Origin of the sequence: Streptomyces sp. NBC_00459 (assembly GCF_036013955.1) — a bacterium.
GTDB lineage: Bacteria > Actinomycetota > Actinomycetes > Streptomycetales > Streptomycetaceae > Streptomyces.
This window is the reverse complement of the sequence record NZ_CP107903.1, coordinates 9,667,140-9,686,550: the sequence shown is the minus strand read 5'-3', so window position 1 is coordinate 9,686,550 and position 19,411 is coordinate 9,667,140. Positions and strand designations below refer to the sequence as shown.

The 19,411-nt window shown below is 69.5% G+C and carries 19 protein-coding genes; 9 read left to right on the top strand and 10 right to left on the bottom strand.

Annotated features, from left to right (window positions below):
- Positions 1–20: 20 nt before the first annotated feature.
- The 4 genes from OHN74_RS42450 to OHN74_RS42435 form a co-directional block, all read right to left on the bottom strand.
- Complete coding sequence (locus OHN74_RS42450; protein ID WP_327699895.1) at positions 21–941, bottom strand: NADP-dependent oxidoreductase; 921 nt, start codon at positions 939–941, stop codon at positions 21–23.
- A gap of 62 nt (positions 942–1,003) precedes the next feature.
- Positions 1,004–2,197 (bottom strand): amidohydrolase family protein, encoded by a 1,194-nt coding sequence (locus tag OHN74_RS42445; RefSeq protein ID WP_327699894.1) that lies wholly within the window; start codon positions 2,195–2,197, stop codon positions 1,004–1,006.
- A 254-nt stretch (positions 2,198–2,451) separates the two neighbouring features.
- Positions 2,452–3,987 (bottom strand): aldehyde dehydrogenase family protein, encoded by a 1,536-nt coding sequence (locus OHN74_RS42440; RefSeq protein ID WP_327699893.1) that lies wholly within the window; start codon positions 3,985–3,987, stop codon positions 2,452–2,454.
- 930 nt (positions 3,988–4,917) lie between these two features.
- Positions 4,918–5,733 carry an SDR family NAD(P)-dependent oxidoreductase gene (locus OHN74_RS42435; RefSeq protein ID WP_327699892.1) on the bottom strand — a complete coding sequence of 272 codons (816 nt, stop codon included), beginning with the start codon at positions 5,731–5,733 and terminating at the stop codon, positions 4,918–4,920.
- A gap of 72 nt (positions 5,734–5,805) precedes the next feature.
- On the opposite strand from OHN74_RS42435, the gene OHN74_RS42430 reads away from it, so the two are divergent.
- The 5 genes from OHN74_RS42430 (at position 5,806) to OHN74_RS42410 (ending at position 9,145) form a co-directional block, all read left to right on the top strand.
- Positions 5,806–6,261, top strand: coding sequence for a MarR family winged helix-turn-helix transcriptional regulator (locus tag OHN74_RS42430; RefSeq protein WP_327699891.1), 456 nt, complete (start codon positions 5,806–5,808; stop codon positions 6,259–6,261).
- 184 nt (positions 6,262–6,445) lie between these two features.
- Positions 6,446–6,901, top strand: coding sequence for a MarR family winged helix-turn-helix transcriptional regulator (locus tag OHN74_RS42425; protein WP_327699890.1), 456 nt, complete (start codon positions 6,446–6,448; stop codon positions 6,899–6,901).
- Positions 6,902–6,905: 4 nt separating this feature from the next.
- Entirely contained in the window at positions 6,906–7,106 is a 201-nt protein-coding gene (locus tag OHN74_RS42420) for a hypothetical protein (protein ID WP_327699889.1), read from the top strand.
- A gap of 108 nt (positions 7,107–7,214) precedes the next feature.
- Positions 7,215–8,483, top strand: a complete 1,269-nt coding sequence (locus tag OHN74_RS42415) for a sensor histidine kinase (protein ID WP_327699888.1) — start codon at positions 7,215–7,217, stop codon at positions 8,481–8,483.
- Positions 8,480–9,145, top strand: a complete 666-nt coding sequence (locus OHN74_RS42410; RefSeq protein ID WP_327699887.1) for a response regulator transcription factor — start codon at positions 8,480–8,482, stop codon at positions 9,143–9,145. The genes OHN74_RS42415 and OHN74_RS42410 overlap by 4 nt, the downstream gene beginning before the upstream one ends.
- A 32-nt stretch (positions 9,146–9,177) precedes the next feature.
- Here OHN74_RS42410 and OHN74_RS42405 read toward each other — a convergent pair whose 3' ends face one another.
- The 5 genes from OHN74_RS42405 to OHN74_RS42385 form a co-directional block, all read right to left on the bottom strand.
- A complete protein-coding gene (locus OHN74_RS42405) occupies positions 9,178–10,341 on the bottom strand; it encodes an XdhC family protein (RefSeq protein ID WP_327699886.1) in 1,164 nt (387 codons plus the stop codon).
- Positions 10,342–10,489: 148 nt separating this feature from the next.
- Positions 10,490–12,676 carry a xanthine dehydrogenase family protein molybdopterin-binding subunit gene (locus OHN74_RS42400; protein ID WP_327699885.1) on the bottom strand — a complete coding sequence of 729 codons (2,187 nt, stop codon included), beginning with the start codon at positions 12,674–12,676 and terminating at the stop codon, positions 10,490–10,492.
- Complete coding sequence (locus OHN74_RS42395) at positions 12,673–13,653, bottom strand: FAD binding domain-containing protein (protein WP_327699884.1); 981 nt, start codon at positions 13,651–13,653, stop codon at positions 12,673–12,675. The genes OHN74_RS42400 and OHN74_RS42395 overlap by 4 nt, the downstream gene beginning before the upstream one ends.
- Before the next feature lie 12 nt (positions 13,654–13,665).
- Complete coding sequence (locus OHN74_RS42390) at positions 13,666–14,313, bottom strand: (2Fe-2S)-binding protein (RefSeq protein WP_327699883.1); 648 nt, start codon at positions 14,311–14,313, stop codon at positions 13,666–13,668.
- A 415-nt stretch (positions 14,314–14,728) separates the two neighbouring features.
- Positions 14,729–14,869 (bottom strand): hypothetical protein, encoded by a 141-nt coding sequence (locus tag OHN74_RS42385; RefSeq protein WP_327699882.1) that lies wholly within the window; start codon positions 14,867–14,869, stop codon positions 14,729–14,731.
- 211 nt (positions 14,870–15,080) lie between these two features.
- Here OHN74_RS42385 and OHN74_RS42380 point away from each other — a divergent pair, with 211 nt between their 5' ends.
- The gene (locus OHN74_RS42380; protein WP_327699881.1) at positions 15,081–16,274 is read left to right on the top strand and encodes a sensor histidine kinase; all 1,194 of its coding nucleotides are present in this window, start codon (positions 15,081–15,083) and stop codon (positions 16,272–16,274) included.
- Complete coding sequence (locus OHN74_RS42375; RefSeq protein ID WP_327699880.1) at positions 16,271–16,963, top strand: response regulator transcription factor; 693 nt, start codon at positions 16,271–16,273, stop codon at positions 16,961–16,963. Before OHN74_RS42380 ends, OHN74_RS42375 begins: the two co-directional genes overlap by 4 nt.
- Before the next feature lie 179 nt (positions 16,964–17,142).
- Here OHN74_RS42375 and OHN74_RS42370 read toward each other — a convergent pair whose 3' ends face one another.
- Positions 17,143–17,628 (bottom strand): MarR family winged helix-turn-helix transcriptional regulator, encoded by a 486-nt coding sequence (locus OHN74_RS42370; RefSeq protein WP_327699879.1) that lies wholly within the window; start codon positions 17,626–17,628, stop codon positions 17,143–17,145.
- A gap of 139 nt (positions 17,629–17,767) precedes the next feature.
- Between OHN74_RS42370 and OHN74_RS42365 the strand changes: the two genes are divergently transcribed.
- Both OHN74_RS42365 and OHN74_RS42360 read left to right on the top strand, forming a co-directional pair.
- The gene (locus OHN74_RS42365; protein ID WP_327699878.1) at positions 17,768–18,763 is read left to right on the top strand and encodes an ABC transporter permease; all 996 of its coding nucleotides are present in this window, start codon (positions 17,768–17,770) and stop codon (positions 18,761–18,763) included.
- 144 nt (positions 18,764–18,907) lie between these two features.
- On the top strand, positions 18,908–19,366 hold the full coding sequence (locus OHN74_RS42360; protein WP_327699877.1) for a MarR family winged helix-turn-helix transcriptional regulator: 459 nt from the start codon (positions 18,908–18,910) through the stop codon (positions 19,364–19,366).
- Positions 19,367–19,411 lie beyond the last annotated feature (45 nt).

Sequence of the window (19,411 nt, the reverse complement as noted above, 5' to 3'; positions counted from 1 at the left end):
AGCCGGTCGATGACGGCCCGTCAGGGCCTGAGAACGATCTTGCCGTTCGTGTGTCGGCGTTCCAGCTCTCGGAAGGCCTCTCGGACTTCGTCGAGCTGGTAGACGCCTGCTACGGGGATCTCCAGATCCCCATCGGCGATCAGCGTGGCGAGTTCCCGCAGAACGTCGGCGCTTGCCGCCGCCGCGCTGCCCTCCGCCTTGGTGCCGTGCTTGGCCGCGCCGGGGAAGTCGATGATCGTGTTGATCCGTTCACCGGGTACACCGAGTTCCAGTGCCAGTTCGACGTAGGGAGCGCCGAAGGTGTCGATGAAGGCGTCGATCGTGCCGCCGGCCACCGCGCGGATGCGCTCGCCGACATCCTCGCCATAGGTGAGTGGGATCGCTCCGTGCCGGGCGAGCCATGCGTGGTGGGGCTCACTGGCCAGGCCGATGACGGTGGCTCCGGCGTGCCGGGCGAGTTGCACGACGAGAGAGCCCACTCCGCCTGCGGCCCCGGAGACGACGACGGTCTCGCCACGCTTGACCCTGACGGCGTGCACGGCCGCGTACGCCGTGGTCCCGGCGACGAAGAGCGCGCCTGCCTGCTCCCACGGGACCGCCGCAGGTCGGGGGGTGAGGTGGTCGTCGTCGACGATCACGTACTCGGCGTGGCTGGCCCGCTTGTGGGTGAAGCCGATCACTTCGTCACCGACGGCGAATCCGGTGGCTCCCGTGCCGAGTTCCTCGACAATCCCGGCGAGGTCGCTGCCCTGCCCCGACGGAAACGTCGCCGGAAACCTGTCGTGCAGGAACCCCCGCCGGATCGCGGCCTCGCCCGGGTTGATCCCGGCCGCCACCACCTTGACGAGGACCTGGCGTTCACCGGGCACGGTCCGTTCGACATCGACCACGTTCAGTACGCCGATGCCGCCGTACTCGGTGAATCGCACTGCTTTGGGCATCGTGGCTCCTCAGGTCGCACCGCGGGTGAAGGGAATGCGGGCCCACGCGGACTGTCAGCCGTTCACAGCCCCAGAACGCGTTCGGCATTGCCGTGCGCGATGCGGGCGAGGTCGGCCCGCGCGTACGGTGCGGAACGCAGGAACGCCACCGCATCGGCGCTGGACTCGAACGGGTAGTCGATGGAGAACAGCACCCGGTCGACACCGACAGCATGGACGGCTCCCAGCAGCGCGGCATGGGACATGACTCCGCTGGTGGTGACGTACACGTTGTTGCGCAGGTAGTACGAGGGCAGGTGCTGCACCCTCCGCTCAACCGGAACTTGGGCGGGGTAGCGGCTGTCGAGCCGGGCCATCTGGAACGGCAGCAGCTCGCCCATGTGACCCAACATCACTGATGCGCCCGGGAACTCGTCGAACACGCCGCCGTAGATCAGCCGGAGTGCATGGGCGCCCACCGTCGCGGTCCAGCCCCAGGACGGCCCGACCAGCACGGGATGCCCGTCGAAGACACGCCACTTGTCGGCCGGAATGACAGCCGGATGCAGATACAGCGTCACGCCGAGGCGCTCCAGCTCGGCCCATACGGGCCTGAACTGCGGCTCGTCCAGGTAGTGCCCCCGTACATGGTCGTTGTACAGCACACCCTTGAGCCCGAGCTCGTTCACCGCCCGGCGCAGCTCCACGACGGCGGCCTTCGGGTCCTGCAGCGGAAGGACCGCGAAGCCCGCGAACCGCTTCGGATGACTGGCGACCGCCTTGGCCAGATAGTCGTTGACCCGTCGCGCCACGGCCACCGCCTCCGCCGGATCCTCGATCACTTCCAGGCCCGGCGTGGAGTAAGAGAGGACCTGCATGTCGACGCCGTTGGCGTCCATGTCGGCCAGCCGCAGTTCGGTCACGTCGTCCAGGCGCCGGAACCACTCCCGCTTGGTCTCCTCCGTTGCCTCCAAGCGCTGACGGATCGCCGCCTCCTGCCGGATGGCTCCGGGAATGGAGAACGCCTCCTCCACAGCTACGATGCGCATCTTCTTCTCCTTCTTGGCGTTCCGATGGTCTTTCGAGCCGCCGACTTTCATGGAGGCAGGGCTGCCAGGCACTGCCTCCGCGGCGAGCGCGGGTTGTCCCGCGACCAGACCGCCGGCTACGGCGGCTCCTCCGGCAGCGGCGGTCGCGGCGAGGAATCCTCGCCGGGTGGCTGCGGTCAGGGGCTCGGCGGGTGGAGTCACGGCTCGGAAAGGACGTTCGTCGGACATGTCCGCTCTCCCTCGATGGTGGCGCGGTGGTTGTCGGGACGTCCCATCGCAATCGTGCTCCGCGGAGGTGCGCGTCGTTCCCCAGTGGGACATCGGCTGTTGTGGTCGGCTCGCACTGGGCGACGGACCGTGTCCGGCGACCGGGTCCGAGGCGTGCACAGCCCTCCCGGATCCGGTGCCGTCAGTCAGTCGGTGACCGGTCTGGCGGCGGGGTGGATGTCGGCCCGGACCGTGGGCTTCCGGTCGCCGGTCGGTCAGGCGGTCTTCTTGTCGCTCTCGGCCAGGATCCTGTCGCGCACACCGGCGAGAGCTCCCTCAATGGCGCCCGCGGGCCTGCCGAAGGTGCTGGCCGAGAACTGGGCGGGGCCGGTCCTGGCGGTGAAGGAGTGCGGGTAGGCGAACTCCCGGAGTCCTTCTTCGCCCTGCTTGCGCCCGTAGCCGCTGTCGCCGCGACCGCCGAAGGGCACCGCGGGGTTCATGGAGAACACCAGTGCGTCGTTGACGCTGGTCATTCCGACGCGGAGCTGACGGGCGATGGCTTCGCCGCGGTCGCGGCTGAAGACGGCACTGCCCAGTCCGTACCGGCCGGCGTTGATGTGAGCGATGGCCTCTTCGGTGTCGGCGACCTTGACGACGGCCAGTGTCGGACCGAACGTCTCCTCCGTCGCCGCGAGGGAGTCGGGGGTCACGCCGACGAGGACGGTGGGTGTGACATAGCGGTCGCCCACCGCGTCGAGGCCGCCTACGGTGGCTGTCGCACCGCGTTCGAGAGCGTCCCGGATGTGCTCCCGGATGATCGGGATCTGGGTGGGCAGGGGAACCGGCCCGATCTCCGCGTCCTCGCCACTGCCGACGCGAACCTGCTTGGCGAGCTCGCTGACCTTCTCGACGAACTCGTCGTGGACCGACTCGACGACGTAGGCCACTTCGAGACTGATGCAGCCGTGTCCGGTGTTCTGCATGGCGCCCCACACGACGTGCCTGGCGGCTTCGTCCAGGTCGGCGTCCTCGGCCACGACGACGCCGTCCTTTCCTCCCAGTTCCAGCAGAACGGGGGTCAGGGACTGTGCGCACTGGGCGGCCACGGTCTTGCCCGTGGTGACGCTGCCGGTGAAGGCGAGCTTGTTCAGACCTGCCTCGATGAGCGCCCCGCCCGTGGCCCCGAACCCGTTCAGGCTCTGCAGGACGGAGGGAAGGTCGGGAACGGCCCGCTGCCAGGTCCGGACGAGCCACTCCCCGACGCCGGGCGTGATCTGGCTGGGCTTGAGGATGGCGGCGTTGCCGGCCGCGATCGCCTCGATCAGGATGGCCCCGGGGGTGAGCAGGGGGAAGTTCCACGGACCGATGACACCGACGACGCCGTAGGGCTGGTATTCGAGCCACGCGCGCTGATTGGGCACGGTGTGGCTGCCGGGGAGATCCCGGCGTCCCAGCACACGCTCGGCGTTCTCGATGGCGTACTGCACGTGTTCCAGAATCCCGAGCACTTCCACGCGGGCCTCATCGAGGGGCTTGCCGTTCTCGGCGTGAATGAGTGCGGCGCCCTCCTCGCCACTGACGGCTATCTCCCGTCGCCAGGCACGCAGCCGCTCCGCGCGGCCCTCGAATCCGAGGTCCCACCAGGCCGCGGCGACCGAGCGGGCGTCAGCGACGGCCTCGGCCGCCTCCTTCTTCCCCGCCACGGGGTATCGCGCGAACTCGGCTCCGGTGGCCTGGTCGACGGTGATGACCTCACTGCCGTCCTGTCCGATGACTCCATCACGCGTGCTCGTCGGATTGTTGTTGCTCACGGTTTTCTCCCACTTTGTTACGCCCTCCAGTACCCGGGCTGCACCTTGAGGGCGCCGGGGTGGCGGACGCGGTGTTCGGCGCGGCGAAGAGGCGCTGTGTGAGAGCGGGCGCGCCGACGTGAATGAACTTCAGCGATGACCCGAAGGCCGTCGCAAGTGCCAGATTATCAACCACTGGGCGAGTGTCAAGCATTTGATAGATACCAATACACTTGTGCTTCTGTCGTTCGGATCGATCCACGCCGAGGAACGAAACGGGCACACGGTCGACAGCGGCCAAGGAGGCCAAGGCGCGCGGACGGCTACCGAGGACGGCACCCAGGAGCCTGGTGCGCTTGACCGGAAGCCTGATCCAGCACAGAGAACTCGGCCTGTTCATGGCCCTACCTGGCGCGCACCACTCCCGCACAGGAGGTTCGGGCTGACATCACCCACCCCACTCGCCGGTGCGCCGACCCGCGCCGCCGATCAGCCCCGGAGTGGCAGCGCGTATACCGACAGGCCCAGTCGCGCAGTCGACGGGGTCCGGATCCTTGGACTGACCCGGGTGGCCCTGAGGGCCTCCGAACTCACGCAGTCTCGGAAGATGCCGCGGCAGCCGAGTCGACCTTCTCGACTCCGAGAGGATTGATCACCACGCCGGCGCAGCAAAGAGCCGCCGCCGGCCCGGTCCACCCTTGAGCGCTGTAGGCCCACCCACCTCGTCGCTCTTGAACGAGAGCCAAGGTAGTTGTGGACCAGCAACCGGTCAACAGACAGAGGGAAATAGACGAGCACAGGCTTCCGGCTCATCTTGACTCGAAGTCCAGAGTGGCCGACCCTCACGGTCACTCGACCTGGCACCCCATCGGACACAGGCCGACAGCCGGATCCGGAAGACGGGCGGACGACAGGAGATCCACCACCCGCCCGCCGGCCGGCCATCGCCGCCTAGGCTGGCCGATCCGTGTAGCGAGTCGCGAGGGCGGGCCGGAAGCCGCCCGACATCACACCGGCCTCCGCAGCGAGCAGCGCGTCCAGCACGGAGTCCTGGTCCTCCAGGCCAGGGACACAGACGGTCTCACCGAGGCGCAGGCCGGCCAGGCTGGCCGAGGCCACGTCCTCAGGCAGCATGGCCTGCGGGTTGCCGCGCGAGACACCACCGTTCCACTCCGTCGCCACGATGCTGGGGCACACCACCTGGACACGGACCGGGGTGTCGGCGAGTTCGCCCGCGAGCGTGCGCGTGAATCCCACAGTGGCGGCCTTCGCAGCGACGTAGAGGGTACGCCGGGGTGCCTGCGGGGGTGTGCCGTCCGCTCGAACGGCGAAAGTACTGCCCGCACTGAAGGCGAGCAGCGAGGCGACAGTGACGACGCTTCCTTCCCCGGCCGCGAGCATTCCGGGAAGCGCGGCGCGGACCAGCAGGACGGGGGCGACCGCGTTGAGGGTGAGAAGGCCCTGGATTTCGGCCGGGTCGACATCGGTCAGCGGAGCGTATCCGCCGGCACCGGCGTTGCTGATCAGCATGCGTACATCGCCGACGGCCAGCCGGGTGGCGACTGCGGCGATGCCGTCCTGGGTCGCGAGGTCGGCGGGCAACACCTCGACGGCCGCTCCACGGGCGCGGAGTTCCTCGGCGAGCTCGGCGAGCCGGTCGGCACGTCGCGCGACCAGGATGAGGTTGTGGTCGTCCGCCAGGAGGCGGGCGTAGGCGGCGCCGATGCCGGAGGAGGCGCCAGTAATCAGAGCATTGGTGCGAATCATGAGGTTAGTGTTCTTCAAACGCTGTTGTTATGTCAAACGCTTGATGGACATGAAGTGCCGTATCCTGCTCCTGTGATACGAAACAACGAGGAGCCCGTCGGTCTCAACGCGCTCGACCGGGTGACCTGGGCCTTGCGCCGCGCGGAGCTGGCAGTGCAGGCGCTGAAGGAACAGCGGCTGCGCCCACTGGGCTTGGTGGCGGCGCACTACACGCTCCTGATCTCGGTGCACGACGAACCCGGGCTGACCGGAGCCGAGTTGGCCCGCCGCCTCAACGTGACCCCCCAGGCCATCGCCTCACTGGTGGCACGCCTGGAAAGCCGCGGCCAGCTGGAGAGGCGCGAGCATCCGCGTCACCGGCATGTACAGGAACTGCATCTCACCGACGCCGGGCGGGAGTCACTGAGCGCCGCCGACAAGGTGATAGCCGACATCGAGCTGCAGGTCACCGACGGTCTCGGCACGAAGGAGACCGCGCAGCTGCGGGCGCTGCTCAACCGGGTGACCGAGACGATTCGCGAGGACTGACCCCAAGGCCCCGTCGACCGACGGCCGCCCTGCGAGGGGTGGCCCCTGGCGCCCCAACCGGAGAGCCGGAGGCCATCCCCTCCCCTGACCACACATGCCTGCCGCCACACGCAAGCTCCATGCCTCCAGCCGGTTGATTGATATCAGCTGTTTTATGCAAGCCCAGGTGTCGTATTCTCGCGGCGTGACACATGATGACGAGCGGACGATCGCCGCCAACGCGCAGGACCGGGTGACCTGGGCTCTACGGCGGACGGAGTGGGCAGTTCAGGCCCGGAAGGACCAACGGCTACGACCGCTGGGAATCGCGGCCGCGCAGTACACGCTACTGATCTCCGTCCACGGCGATCCCGGCCTGACCGGTGCGGAACTGGCCCGCCGCCTGAACGTCACCCCGCAGGCGGTGGCCTCGCAGGTGGCCCGTCTGGAGGAGCGGGGCCAACTGGAACGCCGACCGCATCCGCGCCACCGCCATGTGCAGGAGCTGCACCTCACTGACGCGGGCCGTGACTCCCTGCGCGATGCCGATGCCGTGATCGTGGGGATCGAAGAGCAGATCGCCGAGAAGCTGGGCCCCAAGAAGGCCGCACAACTGAGGACTCTGCTCGACGAGGTGGCCTGCGTGGTCCGGGAGGCATGAGCCGGTGAGCCTGATCCAGCTGCTGCCGAGCAGTGGCAACGACGCCGTCGGTCCGTACCTGCCGTCGAACACGGCGAACGAGGTCATGACGGTGCGGACGACCGGCGACTCGCTGTGGCACGGGTCCGGGCTCGCCATGTTCGCCTGCCGCATCGTCGTGGTCCTGGTCGGCGCGGCCGTGCTGCTCGAACAACGTGACGCGTGACCCCGGTAGCTGCGGGCACACGGCCGATCCGCACCTCCGCCTTCGATCGTGAGGCCGGGCGGCCGCATCCTCCCCAACCGGGGATCCGTACCGAAGGACGGTGAAGTCGTGATCGCACCGGCGTCGCTGCGACGGCTGACCGGCGCTCACCCGCGCCTGGTGGATGCCGCCCTCGCCACACTCGTGGGTGGTGTCGGCCTGCTTCCTCTGCTGTTCGGACGATCGCCCGACGGCGCACGGCCGTCGAGCGCCGACGCCGTCGCCGTGGCGATCGCGCTCCTGCTTCTGACGGCCCGTCGCCGGGCACCGCTGCCCGTCCTGACGCTCGCTGTGCTCGGGGAGGTGGCCTTCACCGTCCACTCGTCGTATCCGTCGCAGCCGCTGAAGCTCGCCGCGTTGATCGCGGTCTACACCGTGGCCCGAACGGTCCGTCGGCGGACCGCCTTGATCGCGGTCTCGGGCACGGCTCTCTCCCTGTACGGCGCCATCGCCTACGCGGTGGATTCGGCCTCCAGCCCGGAGGCCGGCGCCATGTTCGCCTGGACCGGGATGTTCGCCGCCGTCGGGGCCACCGTCCGCACCTGGCACGACTACGTCGCCGCCATGGAAGAGCGAGCACTGCGGGCGGAGGCGAGCAAGGAGGAAGAGGCCCGCCGCCGGGTCGCCGAAGAACGGCTGCGCATCGCAAGGGAACTCCACGACGTGATCGCCCACCACATCGCCCTGATCACCATTCAGGCAGGAGTCGCCGGCCGCTTCCTTCGGGGCCAACCGGATCAGGCCGAGGTGGCGCTCGCCCACATCCGTGAGGCCGGCCGCACAGTCCTGGACGAACTGGGCCCGCTGCTGTACGTACTACGGCAGTCCGGCGACGAGACGGACGCGGTGCAGCCGGCCGAACCCGTGCCCGGCCTGTCCCGCCTCGCAGGGCTCCTCGAGTCGCTGACCGCCGCCGGGCTGAGCGTGCGCCATCGGCAGGCAGGCCACCCGCGCCCCCTGCCGACCGCCATCGACCTGGCCGCCTACCGCGTCATCCAGGAGGGGCTGACCAACGCACACAAGCACGGCGCGACCGCCGAGGCGGACCTGGTCGTCGACTACGGGCCCGACGAACTGGGCGTTCGGATCACCAACCCCCTGCGCTCCGGCCCGTACCCGGCGTCGGCCGCGACGGGTACCGGACACGGGCTGACGGGCATGCGCGAGCGCGTCCACGCGGTCGGCGGCAGCCTCCACGCCGAAACAGTCGACGACGGTTGTTTTCGCCTCGCTGTGCAGCTACCGCTGCCCGCACACGGACCACCGGCCGACAACCGCGCGGCGGATCGGTCCGGCACGGCCCTGCACGCCACAGCCGCCGAGGGGAGGCAGCGATGACCATCCGCGTTCTGCTCGCCGACGACCAGGCCCTCGTCCGCACCAGCTTCCGCATGCTCATCGAGTCGGAGCCGGACATGTCGGTCGTCGGAGAGGCGGCGACGGGCGAAGAGGCCGTCGAACTGGCCCGCAGCACCCTTGCCGACGTCGTACTGATGGACATCCGGATGCCCGACATGGACGGTCTCGCCGCCACGCGCGCCATCTCGGCGGACGAGGACCTCGCGGGCGTACGAGTGCTGATCCTGACGACCTTCGAAGCCGACGAGCACGTCTTCCAGGCGCTGCGTGCCGGGGCCAGCGGATTTCTCGGCAAGAGTGTGGAGCTCTCCTACCTCCTCGACGCCATCCGCCTGGTCGCCCTCGGAGAGGCGTTGCTGTCACCCAGGGCGACCAGGGCACTCATCGCCCACTACCTCACCACACCCGACAGGACGAGCGCTCCGGCCCCGGAGTTGACGACCCTGACCGACCGCGAGCGCCAAGTGCTCGATTTCGTGGCGGCCGGCCTTTCCAACGATGCCATCGCCGAGCAGCTCCACATCTCGCCCTCCACCGCCAAGACACACGTGAACCGCATCATGACCAAGCTCCACGTCCGCGACCGCGCCCAACTCGTCGTGATCGCCTACCAGACCGGCCACGCCCACCCCGGCGCGTGACCGTCCACCCCCCACCCGGTGCGGGCGGGGGGTTACGGCACCGTCGCCAGGCCGGGCAGAGGCTGCGCGGAAGGGTGGATGGGGCCGACACCGTCCGACAGCGGCCGTCCTGTGGCGCGGTTGGTGTGAGCGATGATCTCCGACGTGATGGAGATCGCCGTCTCCTCGGGAGTACGGGCGCCGATGTCCAGGCCGATCGGTGAGTGCAGACGCGCCAGTTGGTCCTGGGAGACACCGGCTTCCCGGAGCAGGCCGACGCGGTGCTCGTGGGTACGTCGCGAGCCCATGGCGCCGATGTAGCCGACCGGAAGGGTCAGTGCCAGGCTCAGCAGGGGGATGTCGAACTTGGCGTCGTGGGTGAGGACGCAGACGGCGGTGCGGGCGTCGGTCTCGGTGGCCACGAGGTAGCGGTGGGGCCAGTCGCTGACCACCTCGTCGGCGTGCGGGAAGCGGGCAGGGGTCGCGAAGACCGGGCGGGCGTCGCAGACGGTCACCCGGTAGCCGAGGAAGCTCCCCGCCCGGCTCAGGGCGGCGGTGAAGTCGACGGCGCCGAAGATCAGCATCCGTGGGCGGGACGCGTGGACGTGGACGAGGACGGTGAGCTTGCGCAGGCAGGTGCCGTCGTCCGAGTTCTCTGCTCCTCCCCCACCGCCACCGACCTCGATCAAGGCTGTACGGCCCGCCCGCAGGAGTGCACGCGCATGCGCCACGACCGCCCGGTCCTCGTTCTCGTCGCCGAGCGTGCCCTCGTGGGCCCCCTCGTCGGGGACATGGAGCGTACGGCCGACGAGCTCACCGGGACCGTCCACGATGTGGGCCACGGCCGACGGACGTCCGGCGGTCACGGCATCGAGGGCGGCGGCGAGATGGGATTGGACGCCGGGCTCCACACGCTGCACCAGGACGTCTATCTCTCCGCCGCAGGTCAGGCCGGCGGCGAAGGCGTCCGAGTCGGAGTACCCGAAAGCAACGCGTACGGGGGCAGCGTGGTCGGCCAGCACCTGGCGGCCGAGTTCGTACACCGCTGCCTCGACGCAGCCGCCGGAGATGCCGCCGACCGCGTTGCCGTCGGCGTCCACGGCCAGTGCGGTGCCGACTGGCAGAGGGGCGCTGCCTCTGATGCCGATGACGGTGGCGAGGGCGAACGGCCGGTCCTCGTGGCACCAGCCGTGCAGTGTGTCCCTGATGTTCAGCATGGGGGCTTTCCGTTAGGTGGGAGTCGACGGGCCGTCGCCGCGCCCTAGGGGAGGAAACCGCGGCGACGGCCCTGGCGCCCGGCGGTGTGACGTCACGGGCGCCGGACGGCCCGGGTGGCCGGGTGGGGTACACCGGCCACCCGGGGGCTCAGAGCAGTGCTTCGGCGGTGATGGGCAGGTCACGGATGCGGCGACCGGTGGCGTTGAACACCGCGTTGGCGATGGCGGGTGCCACTCCGACGATGACGACCTCGCCGAGCCCCTTGACTCCGATGGGGTCGGCTTCGTAGTCCTCCCCGTCGATGAAGATCGCCTTCAGGTCGTGGATGTCGGCGTGGCTCGGCACGAGGTAGTCGGCGAAGTTCGCGTTGACGATCCGGCCGTCGCGGTGGTCGGTGACCGTGTGCTCGAGGAGGGCCTGACCGATCCCGCCGGTCATGGCTCCGATGGCCTGGCTGTCGGCGAGTCTCGGGTTGACGATGCGGGCGGCGTCGTAGACACCGAGCATGCGCCGGACCCGTACCAGGCCGAGACGGGCGTCGACGGCCACCTCGGCGAAGATCGCGGAGTAGGCGTAGAGAGAGAACCTCTCCGGTTCCGGTGCCCCGGCGTACGAACCGAGCACTTCGAGATGGGTCCGGTCGTTGCGGGCCAGGAGCCGCTGGTAGGTCTCCCCGCGCGCGGGATCGTCCTTCACGTACAACCGACCGCCTCGCACCACGATGCCGGCCGCATCGGCGCCGTACAGCGGTGATCCCTCGTCGTCGACCGCGAGCGTGATCGCCTGCTTGCGCAGCTTGTCGCAACCGTCCTGAACAGCGGATCCGACACTGGCCATGGTCATCGAGCCTGCGTGGACGGGGGCCGGGGGCATCAGGGAGTCCCCGAGCCCGAAGGTCACCTGGCGCATGGTCAGGCCGAGTGCGTCGGCAGCGACCTGGGACATGGACGTGGCCGTGCCGGGGCCCATGTCGCTGGTCGAGGACTGCACCAGGGCGGTGCCGTCGGCGTCGAGCCGGACCGAGGCCTGGGCCTGACTGCGCGCGGTGTCGTAGACACCGGCGGCCATGCCCATGCCGATGAGCCAGTCACCGTCACGCGTCGAGCGGGGCTTGGGGTTACGCCGGTGCCAGCCGAACTCACGGGCGCCCGTGCGGTAGCACTCGCGCAGGCGGCGGGTGGAGAACGGCAGGCCACTGGACTCGTCGTCGGCCGGTTCGTTGCGCAGACGCAGCTCGATCGGGTCCACGCCCAGTTCGTGGGCGAGTTCGTCCATGGCCGACTCGACCGGGTAGGTGCCGCTGGCGTAGCCGGGGCCGCGCATGAACCACGGCGTGCTCACGTCCAGCGGGACGTGGTCGTACGCCTGGCGGACGTTGGGCGTGCTGTAGAGCATCCGGCCGGGGACGAGAACGCTTTCGCTGTAGGTCTCGTAGCGGGAGGACTCGGCGCGGACCTCGTGCGTCGACGCGGTCAGACGGCCTCCTCGGTCGGCGCCCAGTCGCAGTCCGTACTCGTATGCGGGCCGGAATCCCACGGTGAAGTACATCTGCCTGCGGGTGAGGACGAGTTTCACGGGACGTTTCACTTCGCGTGCGGCCATGGCCGCGATGACGGAGTGCACCCAGGTGCGGGCGGCGTTGCCGAAGGCTCCGCCGACGAACGGCGAGATGACGCGGATGTTGCCCGGAGGGATGCCGAACTCGCCGGACAAGGTGAACACGGCGCCCTGCACGTACTGGGTCTTCTCCCAGACGGTCAGCCGGTCGCCGTCCCAGTGGGCGACGATGCCGGCCGGTTCCATCGGGTTGTGGTGGTTGCGGGCCGTCCGGTACGCGCTCTCAAGCCGGACGGGGGCGGAGTCCAGGGCCCGGTCGGCGTCGCCGCGTGCATAGGTCTGGGTTTCTCCGGCGGCGTCGGCGACGCTCAGGTCGGTCGAGGAGGTCTCGGCGGCGTAGGAGACCTTCACAAGGCTCGCGGCGTGCTGTGCGATCTCCAGCGTGGTCGCCACCGCCACCGCGACGGGCTGTCCGAAGAACTGGACCCGGTCGTCCTGAAAGGCGCGCAGCGGCTTGCCCGGCGGGAACCGCCCTTCCACGGGCGGCAGCTTGGGCGCGTTGAGGTGGCTGATCACCTTCAGTACGCCTGGCTCGGCTTCGGCGGCACGGGTGTCGATGCCGGTGATCCGGCCCCGCCCGATGCTGCTTTCCACGATGACCGCGTGCACAACCCCGTCGGGATTGTTGTCGGCGGCGTACTTCGCTCCCCCGGTCACCCTCAGCCGTGCGTCGACCCTGGGCAGCCCCGCACCGACAGCTGCCTGCGGCTGGCTCATTTGGTGCCTCCTACGGTGCGCAGCTGGCGTTCGACGGTGCGTTTGAGCAGCTCGGGCTTGAAGCCGTTGTGGCTGAGGGGGTGGGCCCCGTCGGCCGCGTGCTCGGCGGCCTCGGCCCACAGCCGGTCGGAAGGGCGTTCGCCGATGAGGTGGCGCTCGACGGCGGGCAGCTTCCACGGCACGGTGCCCACCCCGCCGGCGGCGACCTTCGCGTCGCGGATGACGCCGCCACGGATGTGCAGGGCCACTGCGGCCGAGGTGAGCGCGAACTCGTAGGACTGCCGGTCGCGCACCTTCAGGTAACCGGACTTCAGTGGGCGCGCGTGGGCCGGAATCTCCACAGCGGTGATCAACTCACCCTGGCGCAGGGCCTGTTCACGGTTCGGTGTCTTGCCGGGCCGCAACAGGAAGTCGGCGAAGGCGACACGGCGCTCCCCGTCCGGGCCCAACAGGTGCACGGTCGCCTCCAGTGCCGCGAAGGCCACGGCGACGTCGGAGGGATGCGTGGCCACGCAGTGGTCGGAGGTGCCGAGGATCGCGTGGCTGCGGTTGTAGCCCTGCAGCGCGGCGCACCCGGAGCCGGGCTCACGCTTGTTGCAGGCGGCGCTCACGTCACGGAAGTAGGCGCAGCGGGTGCGCTGCATGATGTTGCCACCGATGGTGGCCATGTTCCGCAGCTGGGCCGAGGCGCTCAGCTCCAGCGCCTCGGAGACGACGGGGTACAGGACACGCACCTTGGGGTGGGCGGCGGCCTCGGCCATGCGGACCAGGGCGCCGATGCGCAGTCCCCCGCGCGCGGTGACGGCGACTTCGCGCAGTGGCAGGGTGCTGATGTCGACCAGTGAGCCGGGGCGTTCGACGGTCTCCCGCATCAGGTCGACGAGCGTGGTGCCGCCGGCGATGTAACGCCCGCCGCGCCAACCGGCGCTGAGAGCCTCACGCATGTCCGCGGCCTTGGTGTAGCTGAAGGGATGCACGGGGATCGATCCTCACTTCCGGCCGGCGGCGGCCTGCTCGACCGCGCGCTCGATCTTCACGTAGCAGCCGCAGCGGCAGAGGTTGCCACTCATCCACTCCCGGATCTCCTCCGCGGAGCCCGTGTGACCCTCCTGGATGCACCCGACGCCGGACATGATCTGGCCCGATGTGCAGAAACCGCACTGGAAGGCGTCCTGGTCGATGAACGCCTGCTGCATCGGGTGGAGCCGGTCGCCCTTCGCCAGGCCCTCGATCGTGGTGACCTCGGCGCCCTCCAGGCGCACCGCCAGCGTCAGACAGGAATTGACCCGGCGTCCGTCGACCAGGACCGTACAGGCGCCGCAGGCACCGGCGTTGCAGCCCTTCTTCGAGCCGGTCAGGTCGAGTCGCTCGCGCAGGAGGTCGAGCAGCGAGGTGCGGTTGTCGATCGTGACGGTGCGCCGGACGCCGTTGACGGTCAAGGAGACCCGGCTGCCGGGCACCACCTCGGCGGCCACCGTTTCCTCGGCGGCGAGCGCGGGCGACGCCGCGATCAGGCCGCCTGCCACGGCGACTCCTCCGACAACGGTGGTCGTGGCGATGAAAGTACGCCGGGTGGGTGGTGGCGTGGGGGACTCGCCGGGGAAAGTCTCTGCTTCAGCGGGATGCTCGGTGGACATGGCCACTCTCCCTCGGTGGGGGTGCGGGTGGTTATCAAAGGTGTGTCGGTGGCAGAGCCGTCCGCGAAGGTGTGCCATGCCCGCTGCTCGGGCGGGCTGCCGTTCTCGGGACGGCGGGAGAAGAGTGGCGCCGGGTCCGGCGCGCGCTCCAGCAGCCGGACGTCACCGGCGGTCGGAGGGTGCGCCACGACCGGGCCGCCGACAGGAACACCGGGAGAAGGCCGCAGTCGGGCGGCCGCGGGCACGGCACAGGTGACACCGCCGACCGAGGAGTCACCGGTGATCAGCGCCAGGGTTCTGGACACAGGCCAAGCATTAACCTCCTGATCCACATCAAACAAGCGTGTGTGCATCAACCACCTTTATATCTCCACGCGCGGATGACTCGGCCGAGCCTGTCCGGGACGGGAGCGGCTCAGGCCAGGACACGGGGCGGCGACCCGCCCGCCGGGACGGACACGCCGACACCGTCCAGCGCCCAGGTCGGGCCGCAGGATTTCTTCAGACCGGCACACACCAGGACGAGGGAGTCCGTGGTCGCACGGAACGCCTTCATCGGGCGGAATCGACGGTGACGAGGGCGCACAGGACGAGGCACAACCCGGCAAGCGCCGCCAGGGCCCATTCGAGAACGGTGAGGATCTGCATGCCGTCGACGATCCCGCCGGACGCACGCGCCCTCCCTCGGCCGCCGGGCCGGTCCGAGGCGGCCGGCATCGGCCTGCGGGCCGACCCACTGCCCGGCCGTACCTACGTACCCTTTGGGCGTGGAACCTGATACTCCGCTCTCCCCGGCCGTCCGGCGCGCCATCACGGTCCCCCTCTGCGCAGGCCTGGCCCTGGTATGGCTGTTCGACCTGGTGACCCACTACGACCCGCAGAACCGCTGGTCGGGCTGGCTTACCCTGGTCTCCGGCCCCCTCGCCGCCGCCGCGCTGCTCTTTCCCGCCCGCCGGCCGGGTCCCGACTGGCGTGCCGGCGTCGCCGCACTGGGCTCCCTGGCCCTGACCGTGGGCCTGTGCGGGTATGCCCAGATCTCAGGCTCGTGGGGTCTGCTCGAAACGGTCGCCCTGCTCATACTGCTCCCCCGGACCGCGCGGCGGGTGACGCGCCCGGTCACCGCCGTGACGCTGTCGGCGGCGCTGGCTGCCGCGGTGATCGCCATGCCCCTGCGCGGGAGCACGACGGGCGACTACCTCCAGTTCTCCTTCGTGCTGACGTTCGCCGTCGGCGGTGTCGTGGGCCTCGGTTGCTATCTGCGTCTTTTGGACTCCCGCAGGGCCCGGGCCGTGATCTCCGTACGCCACAACGAGCGCCTGGAACTCGCCCGGGACCTGCACGACTTCGTCGCCCACCACGTCACCGGCATCGTCGTGCAGGCCAACGCCGCGCTGATGATCCAGGAGACCTCGCCGGAGCAGATCAAGCCGCTGCTGGAGGGCATCTCCCGAGCCGGCGGGGAAACTCTGGACTCCATGCGCCGGCTGGTGCGGGTGCTGCGCGAGGACGATCACCACTCCGCCCGCCCGGGTGAGCTGCTGACCGAGCTGGAGCGCTTGGTCTCGGCATTCGCCGAGAACGGCGCCGCCGCGGCGCTGGACGTCGCGCCCGAGGTGCGCGGGATCCGGCTGGTTCCCGAGGTGGAGACGTCCGTCCACCGCGTGGTGCAGGAGGCGCTGACGAACGTGCGCCGCCACGCCCATGGTTCGGACGTCGTGGTCCGCCTCGAACTGGACCGGCACTCCGGCGGCGACCGGTTGCGGGGGGAGGTGCGCAACACGGCGCCGCAGACGCGCGCCGCTGTACCGACCGGCGGGCGGGGCGGCTTCGGCCTGGTGGGCCTGCGGGAACGGGTGGAGGCCGTGGAGGGATCGCTGACCTGCGGACAGACAGCGGACGGCGGCTGGTGCGTGAGTGCCGACTTCCCCGTCCTGGCAGCTGTGGAAGGATCATCGGCATGAGCGGCGACAGCGATCGCAACGGTCCACGGACGCGCGTACTGATCGCGGACGACCAGGAAATGGTCCGCACCGGCTTCCGACTGATCCTCGACACCCAGCCCGACCTCGAGGTGATCGGCGAAGCCGCCGACGGCGCCGAGTGCGTCGAACTCGCCCGCAGGATGCGCCCCGACGTGTGTCTCGTCGACATCCGCATGCCCAGACTGGACGGTCTGGAGGTCACCCGGGCCCTGGCCGGGCCAGGCGTCGTCGACCCGATCCGCGTGGTCGTGGTGACCACCTTCGACCAGGACGACTACGCCTACACCGCCCTGCGCAACGGCGCCTGCGGTTTCCTCCTCAAGGACGCCGGCTCCACCCTCCTGATCGAGGCCGTGCGCTCCGCCGCCCGCGGGGACGCCCTGATCTCCCCCGCCGTCACCGTCCGACTCCTCAAACACCTCGCCGGACAACACCCGCCGGAAGCGGTCCCGCATCCGCTCTCCGAGCGCGAACTCGACGTCGTACGCCTGGTGGCGGTGGGCCGCACCAACCAGGAGGTCTGCAGCGAGCTGTTCGTGTCCCTGGGCACGGTCAAGACCCACCTGGCCAACATCAAGGACAAGCTCGGCGTGCGCAACCGCGTAGAGATCGCCGCCTGGGCCTGGGACAGCGGGCTCGTACACGACCGCCAGACGCCTCCCGCCTGACCTGTCGGCCGGCACTGGGTCGACCCACAGGCCGACCCCGACCACACACTCTCGGCCGACAGGCCGAAGCACAGCCACCGTCCAGCGGGCTGCTCTCCCGGTGACAACATCACGGCAGCGAACACATCGCAGGAGAGAAACAAGGCGCACCAAGGCTTCTCCTGCGAAGTCAACCAAGATCACGCCACTCCGGAGTCCGCACCACGCAGATCCGAAGGCGGCAAGGCGTCAGGATTCAGCTCGGCAAGCACGCGGAGCAGCAAGGAATGAATGACCGCCCGCTCGGCGGGAGCGAGGACCGCGAGCGCCTCCGTGTCCAGTCGCTCCACTAGCTTCCGCGCCCGATCGGCGAGCTTCGCGCCGCTGTAGGTGATGGTCAGCTGCACGGTTCTGCGGTTCGAAGGATGCTCTCGGCGCACCAGGAGGCCGCGGTCCACCAGCGCGTTGACGGCGGCACCCATGGACTGGGGGGTGAAGCCGGTCCGACGCGCGATCTCCGCGGCGGAGATGCCCGGCGTCCAGACGACGTGCTGCAGAGCGTTGTGCTGGGCAGCCGTGAGGTCGAGCGAACGCAGCGCTCTCTCAAGACGAGTTCCCATGACATGCACCACCTGCCACGCCAGGTAGCCCATGCGCGTGGACGGATCTGCGTGCGTGCGGTTCATGAGCGACTCCAATGATAAGACACCTTATATTTCTATGATACAACTATCAGGTAGCTTCCAATCAGGATGAGAGCCCCCTCCCATGCCCACAACACCCACCACTTCCGTCGAACCGCGCCACGCGCCCCATCACCATGCGTTGGACACCGCTCCAGCGCCGCAAGGGGCCACTGGGCTGAAGGGGGTTCTGCTCCCGGTCGGGATCGTGCTGATCATCGGCTCGATCTTCGTCAGCGTGTTCCTGGCCGCCTTTCACGCCCCCCAGCCGCACGACCTTCCGGTCGCCGTCGTCGGGACGACCCGACAGCTCGAACAGGTCACCGGAGGACTGGAAATCGGACTGCCCGGTGGATTCGACGTGAAGCACTACCCCGACGAGACCGCGGCCCGCCACGCACTGCAGGACCGAAAGGTGTACGCCGCCTACGTCACCGACTCCGGAAGCTCCGCCGAATTGCTCTATGCCGGGGCCAACGGTCCCTCCGTGACCTCGACGGTCACCGGCGCCTTCTCCGGTGTCGCCAAGGCGAACGGCGAGCAGATGAGCGTGCAGGACGTCGTGCCGGCTTCGGCGGGCGACACCCGCGGTATGTCGGTGTTCTACGCCGGGTTCGGCGTCGTACTGGCCGGGTTCCTGTTCGGCATGATGACCTACCAGATGGCTCCCCGACTGGAATACCGGTGGAGGCTGGCCAGCCTGGCCTCCTTCAGCGTCCTCGGCGGCATTCTGGTGGCCGTGATAGCCGGAAGCCTGGGCTTCTCGGCGCTGCCGGGACCCTTCCTGGGCATAGCGGGGGTCATCGCGCTGATGGCCGCAGCCGTCGCGAGCGCGACCATGGCGTTCATGCGCGTCTTCGGCAGGGCCGGGATGTCGCTGGCCGCCGTGGTGCTGTTCACCTTCGGCAACAGCACGAGCGGCGGCACTCTGCCCACCGCCTACCTGCCGGACTGGCTCCACCCGTTCTCGGAGATCCTCCCGGTGGGAGTCGGCGTACGAGCCGTCCAGGGCTTGTCCCACTTCAACAACGACGGTCTCACCGCCGGCATCGCCGTCCTGGTGACGTGGATCCTGGTCGCCGCCGCGACGCTCTTCTGGCGGGATGTCCGCGGGTCACGCGGCGCAGCCGTCGGCTGACCCGCCCCCGGTCAAGGGCCGTTCGCGCACGCCACATCCAGGCCGGAAGGCGGCCCAGGCCCACGGTTCATGACACAACGGCGCAGCTCCGCCGACCGGTGACACGCTCGCAAGCGGCACGCCGCACTCTCGTAGACTGCGGCCGTGACCGACGCGGCGTTCCCCACCACCACCGGATATCTGGCCTGGCAGTTCTCGCAGCTCATCGCCGGACGGCTGGAGCGGGCGCTGCGCGCGGAGGACCTCACGTTGGCGCAGCACAACGCTCTGCAGCAAGTCCTGTGGACGCCAGGGGTGTCCGCCGCGGAGATCGCGCGCCGCTCCAGCATCACGGCCCAGTCCATGGGGGCAGCGGTGAACGGGCTCGTCGAGCGAGGCCTGCTGCGACGTGAGCCGCATCCGACCAGCCGCCGCAGCATGCGCCTGTTCGCGACCGCCGAAGGACACACGACTGCCGCTCGTGCCGCGTCGATCGCCCGCCGCGTCGAAGGGGAGACGACCTCGCCGCTCTCTTCGGACGACAAGGACACCATTCACCGTCTGCTCTACCGTTTGGTCGAGGAACTGAATCCCGACGCCCTCGCCGGTCGATCGTCGGACTAACCGGCCCTGGCTATCGGCGGATGCCCTGCGGACGGAGATTCGCAG

Coding starts and splice junctions, on each gene's coding strand:
- OHN74_RS42450 (WP_327699895.1), bottom strand. CDS start 941: ATGCCCAAAGCAGTGCGATTCACCGAGTACGGCGGCATCGGCGTACTG.
- OHN74_RS42445 (WP_327699894.1), bottom strand. CDS start 2,197: ATGTCCGACGAACGTCCTTTCCGAGCCGTGACTCCACCCGCCGAGCCC.
- OHN74_RS42435 (WP_327699892.1), bottom strand. CDS start 5,733: ATGATTCGCACCAATGCTCTGATTACTGGCGCCTCCTCCGGCATCGGC.
- OHN74_RS42410 (WP_327699887.1), top strand. CDS start 8,480: ATGACCATCCGCGTTCTGCTCGCCGACGACCAGGCCCTCGTCCGCACC.
- OHN74_RS42405 (WP_327699886.1), bottom strand. CDS start 10,341: ATGCTGAACATCAGGGACACACTGCACGGCTGGTGCCACGAGGACCGG.
- OHN74_RS42400 (WP_327699885.1), bottom strand. CDS start 12,676: ATGAGCCAGCCGCAGGCAGCTGTCGGTGCGGGGCTGCCCAGGGTCGAC.
- OHN74_RS42390 (WP_327699883.1), bottom strand. CDS start 14,313: ATGTCCACCGAGCATCCCGCTGAAGCAGAGACTTTCCCCGGCGAGTCC.
- OHN74_RS42385 (WP_327699882.1), bottom strand. CDS start 14,869: ATGAAGGCGTTCCGTGCGACCACGGACTCCCTCGTCCTGGTGTGTGCC.
- OHN74_RS42375 (WP_327699880.1), top strand. CDS start 16,271: ATGAGCGGCGACAGCGATCGCAACGGTCCACGGACGCGCGTACTGATC.
- OHN74_RS42370 (WP_327699879.1), bottom strand. CDS start 17,628: ATGAACCGCACGCACGCAGATCCGTCCACGCGCATGGGCTACCTGGCG.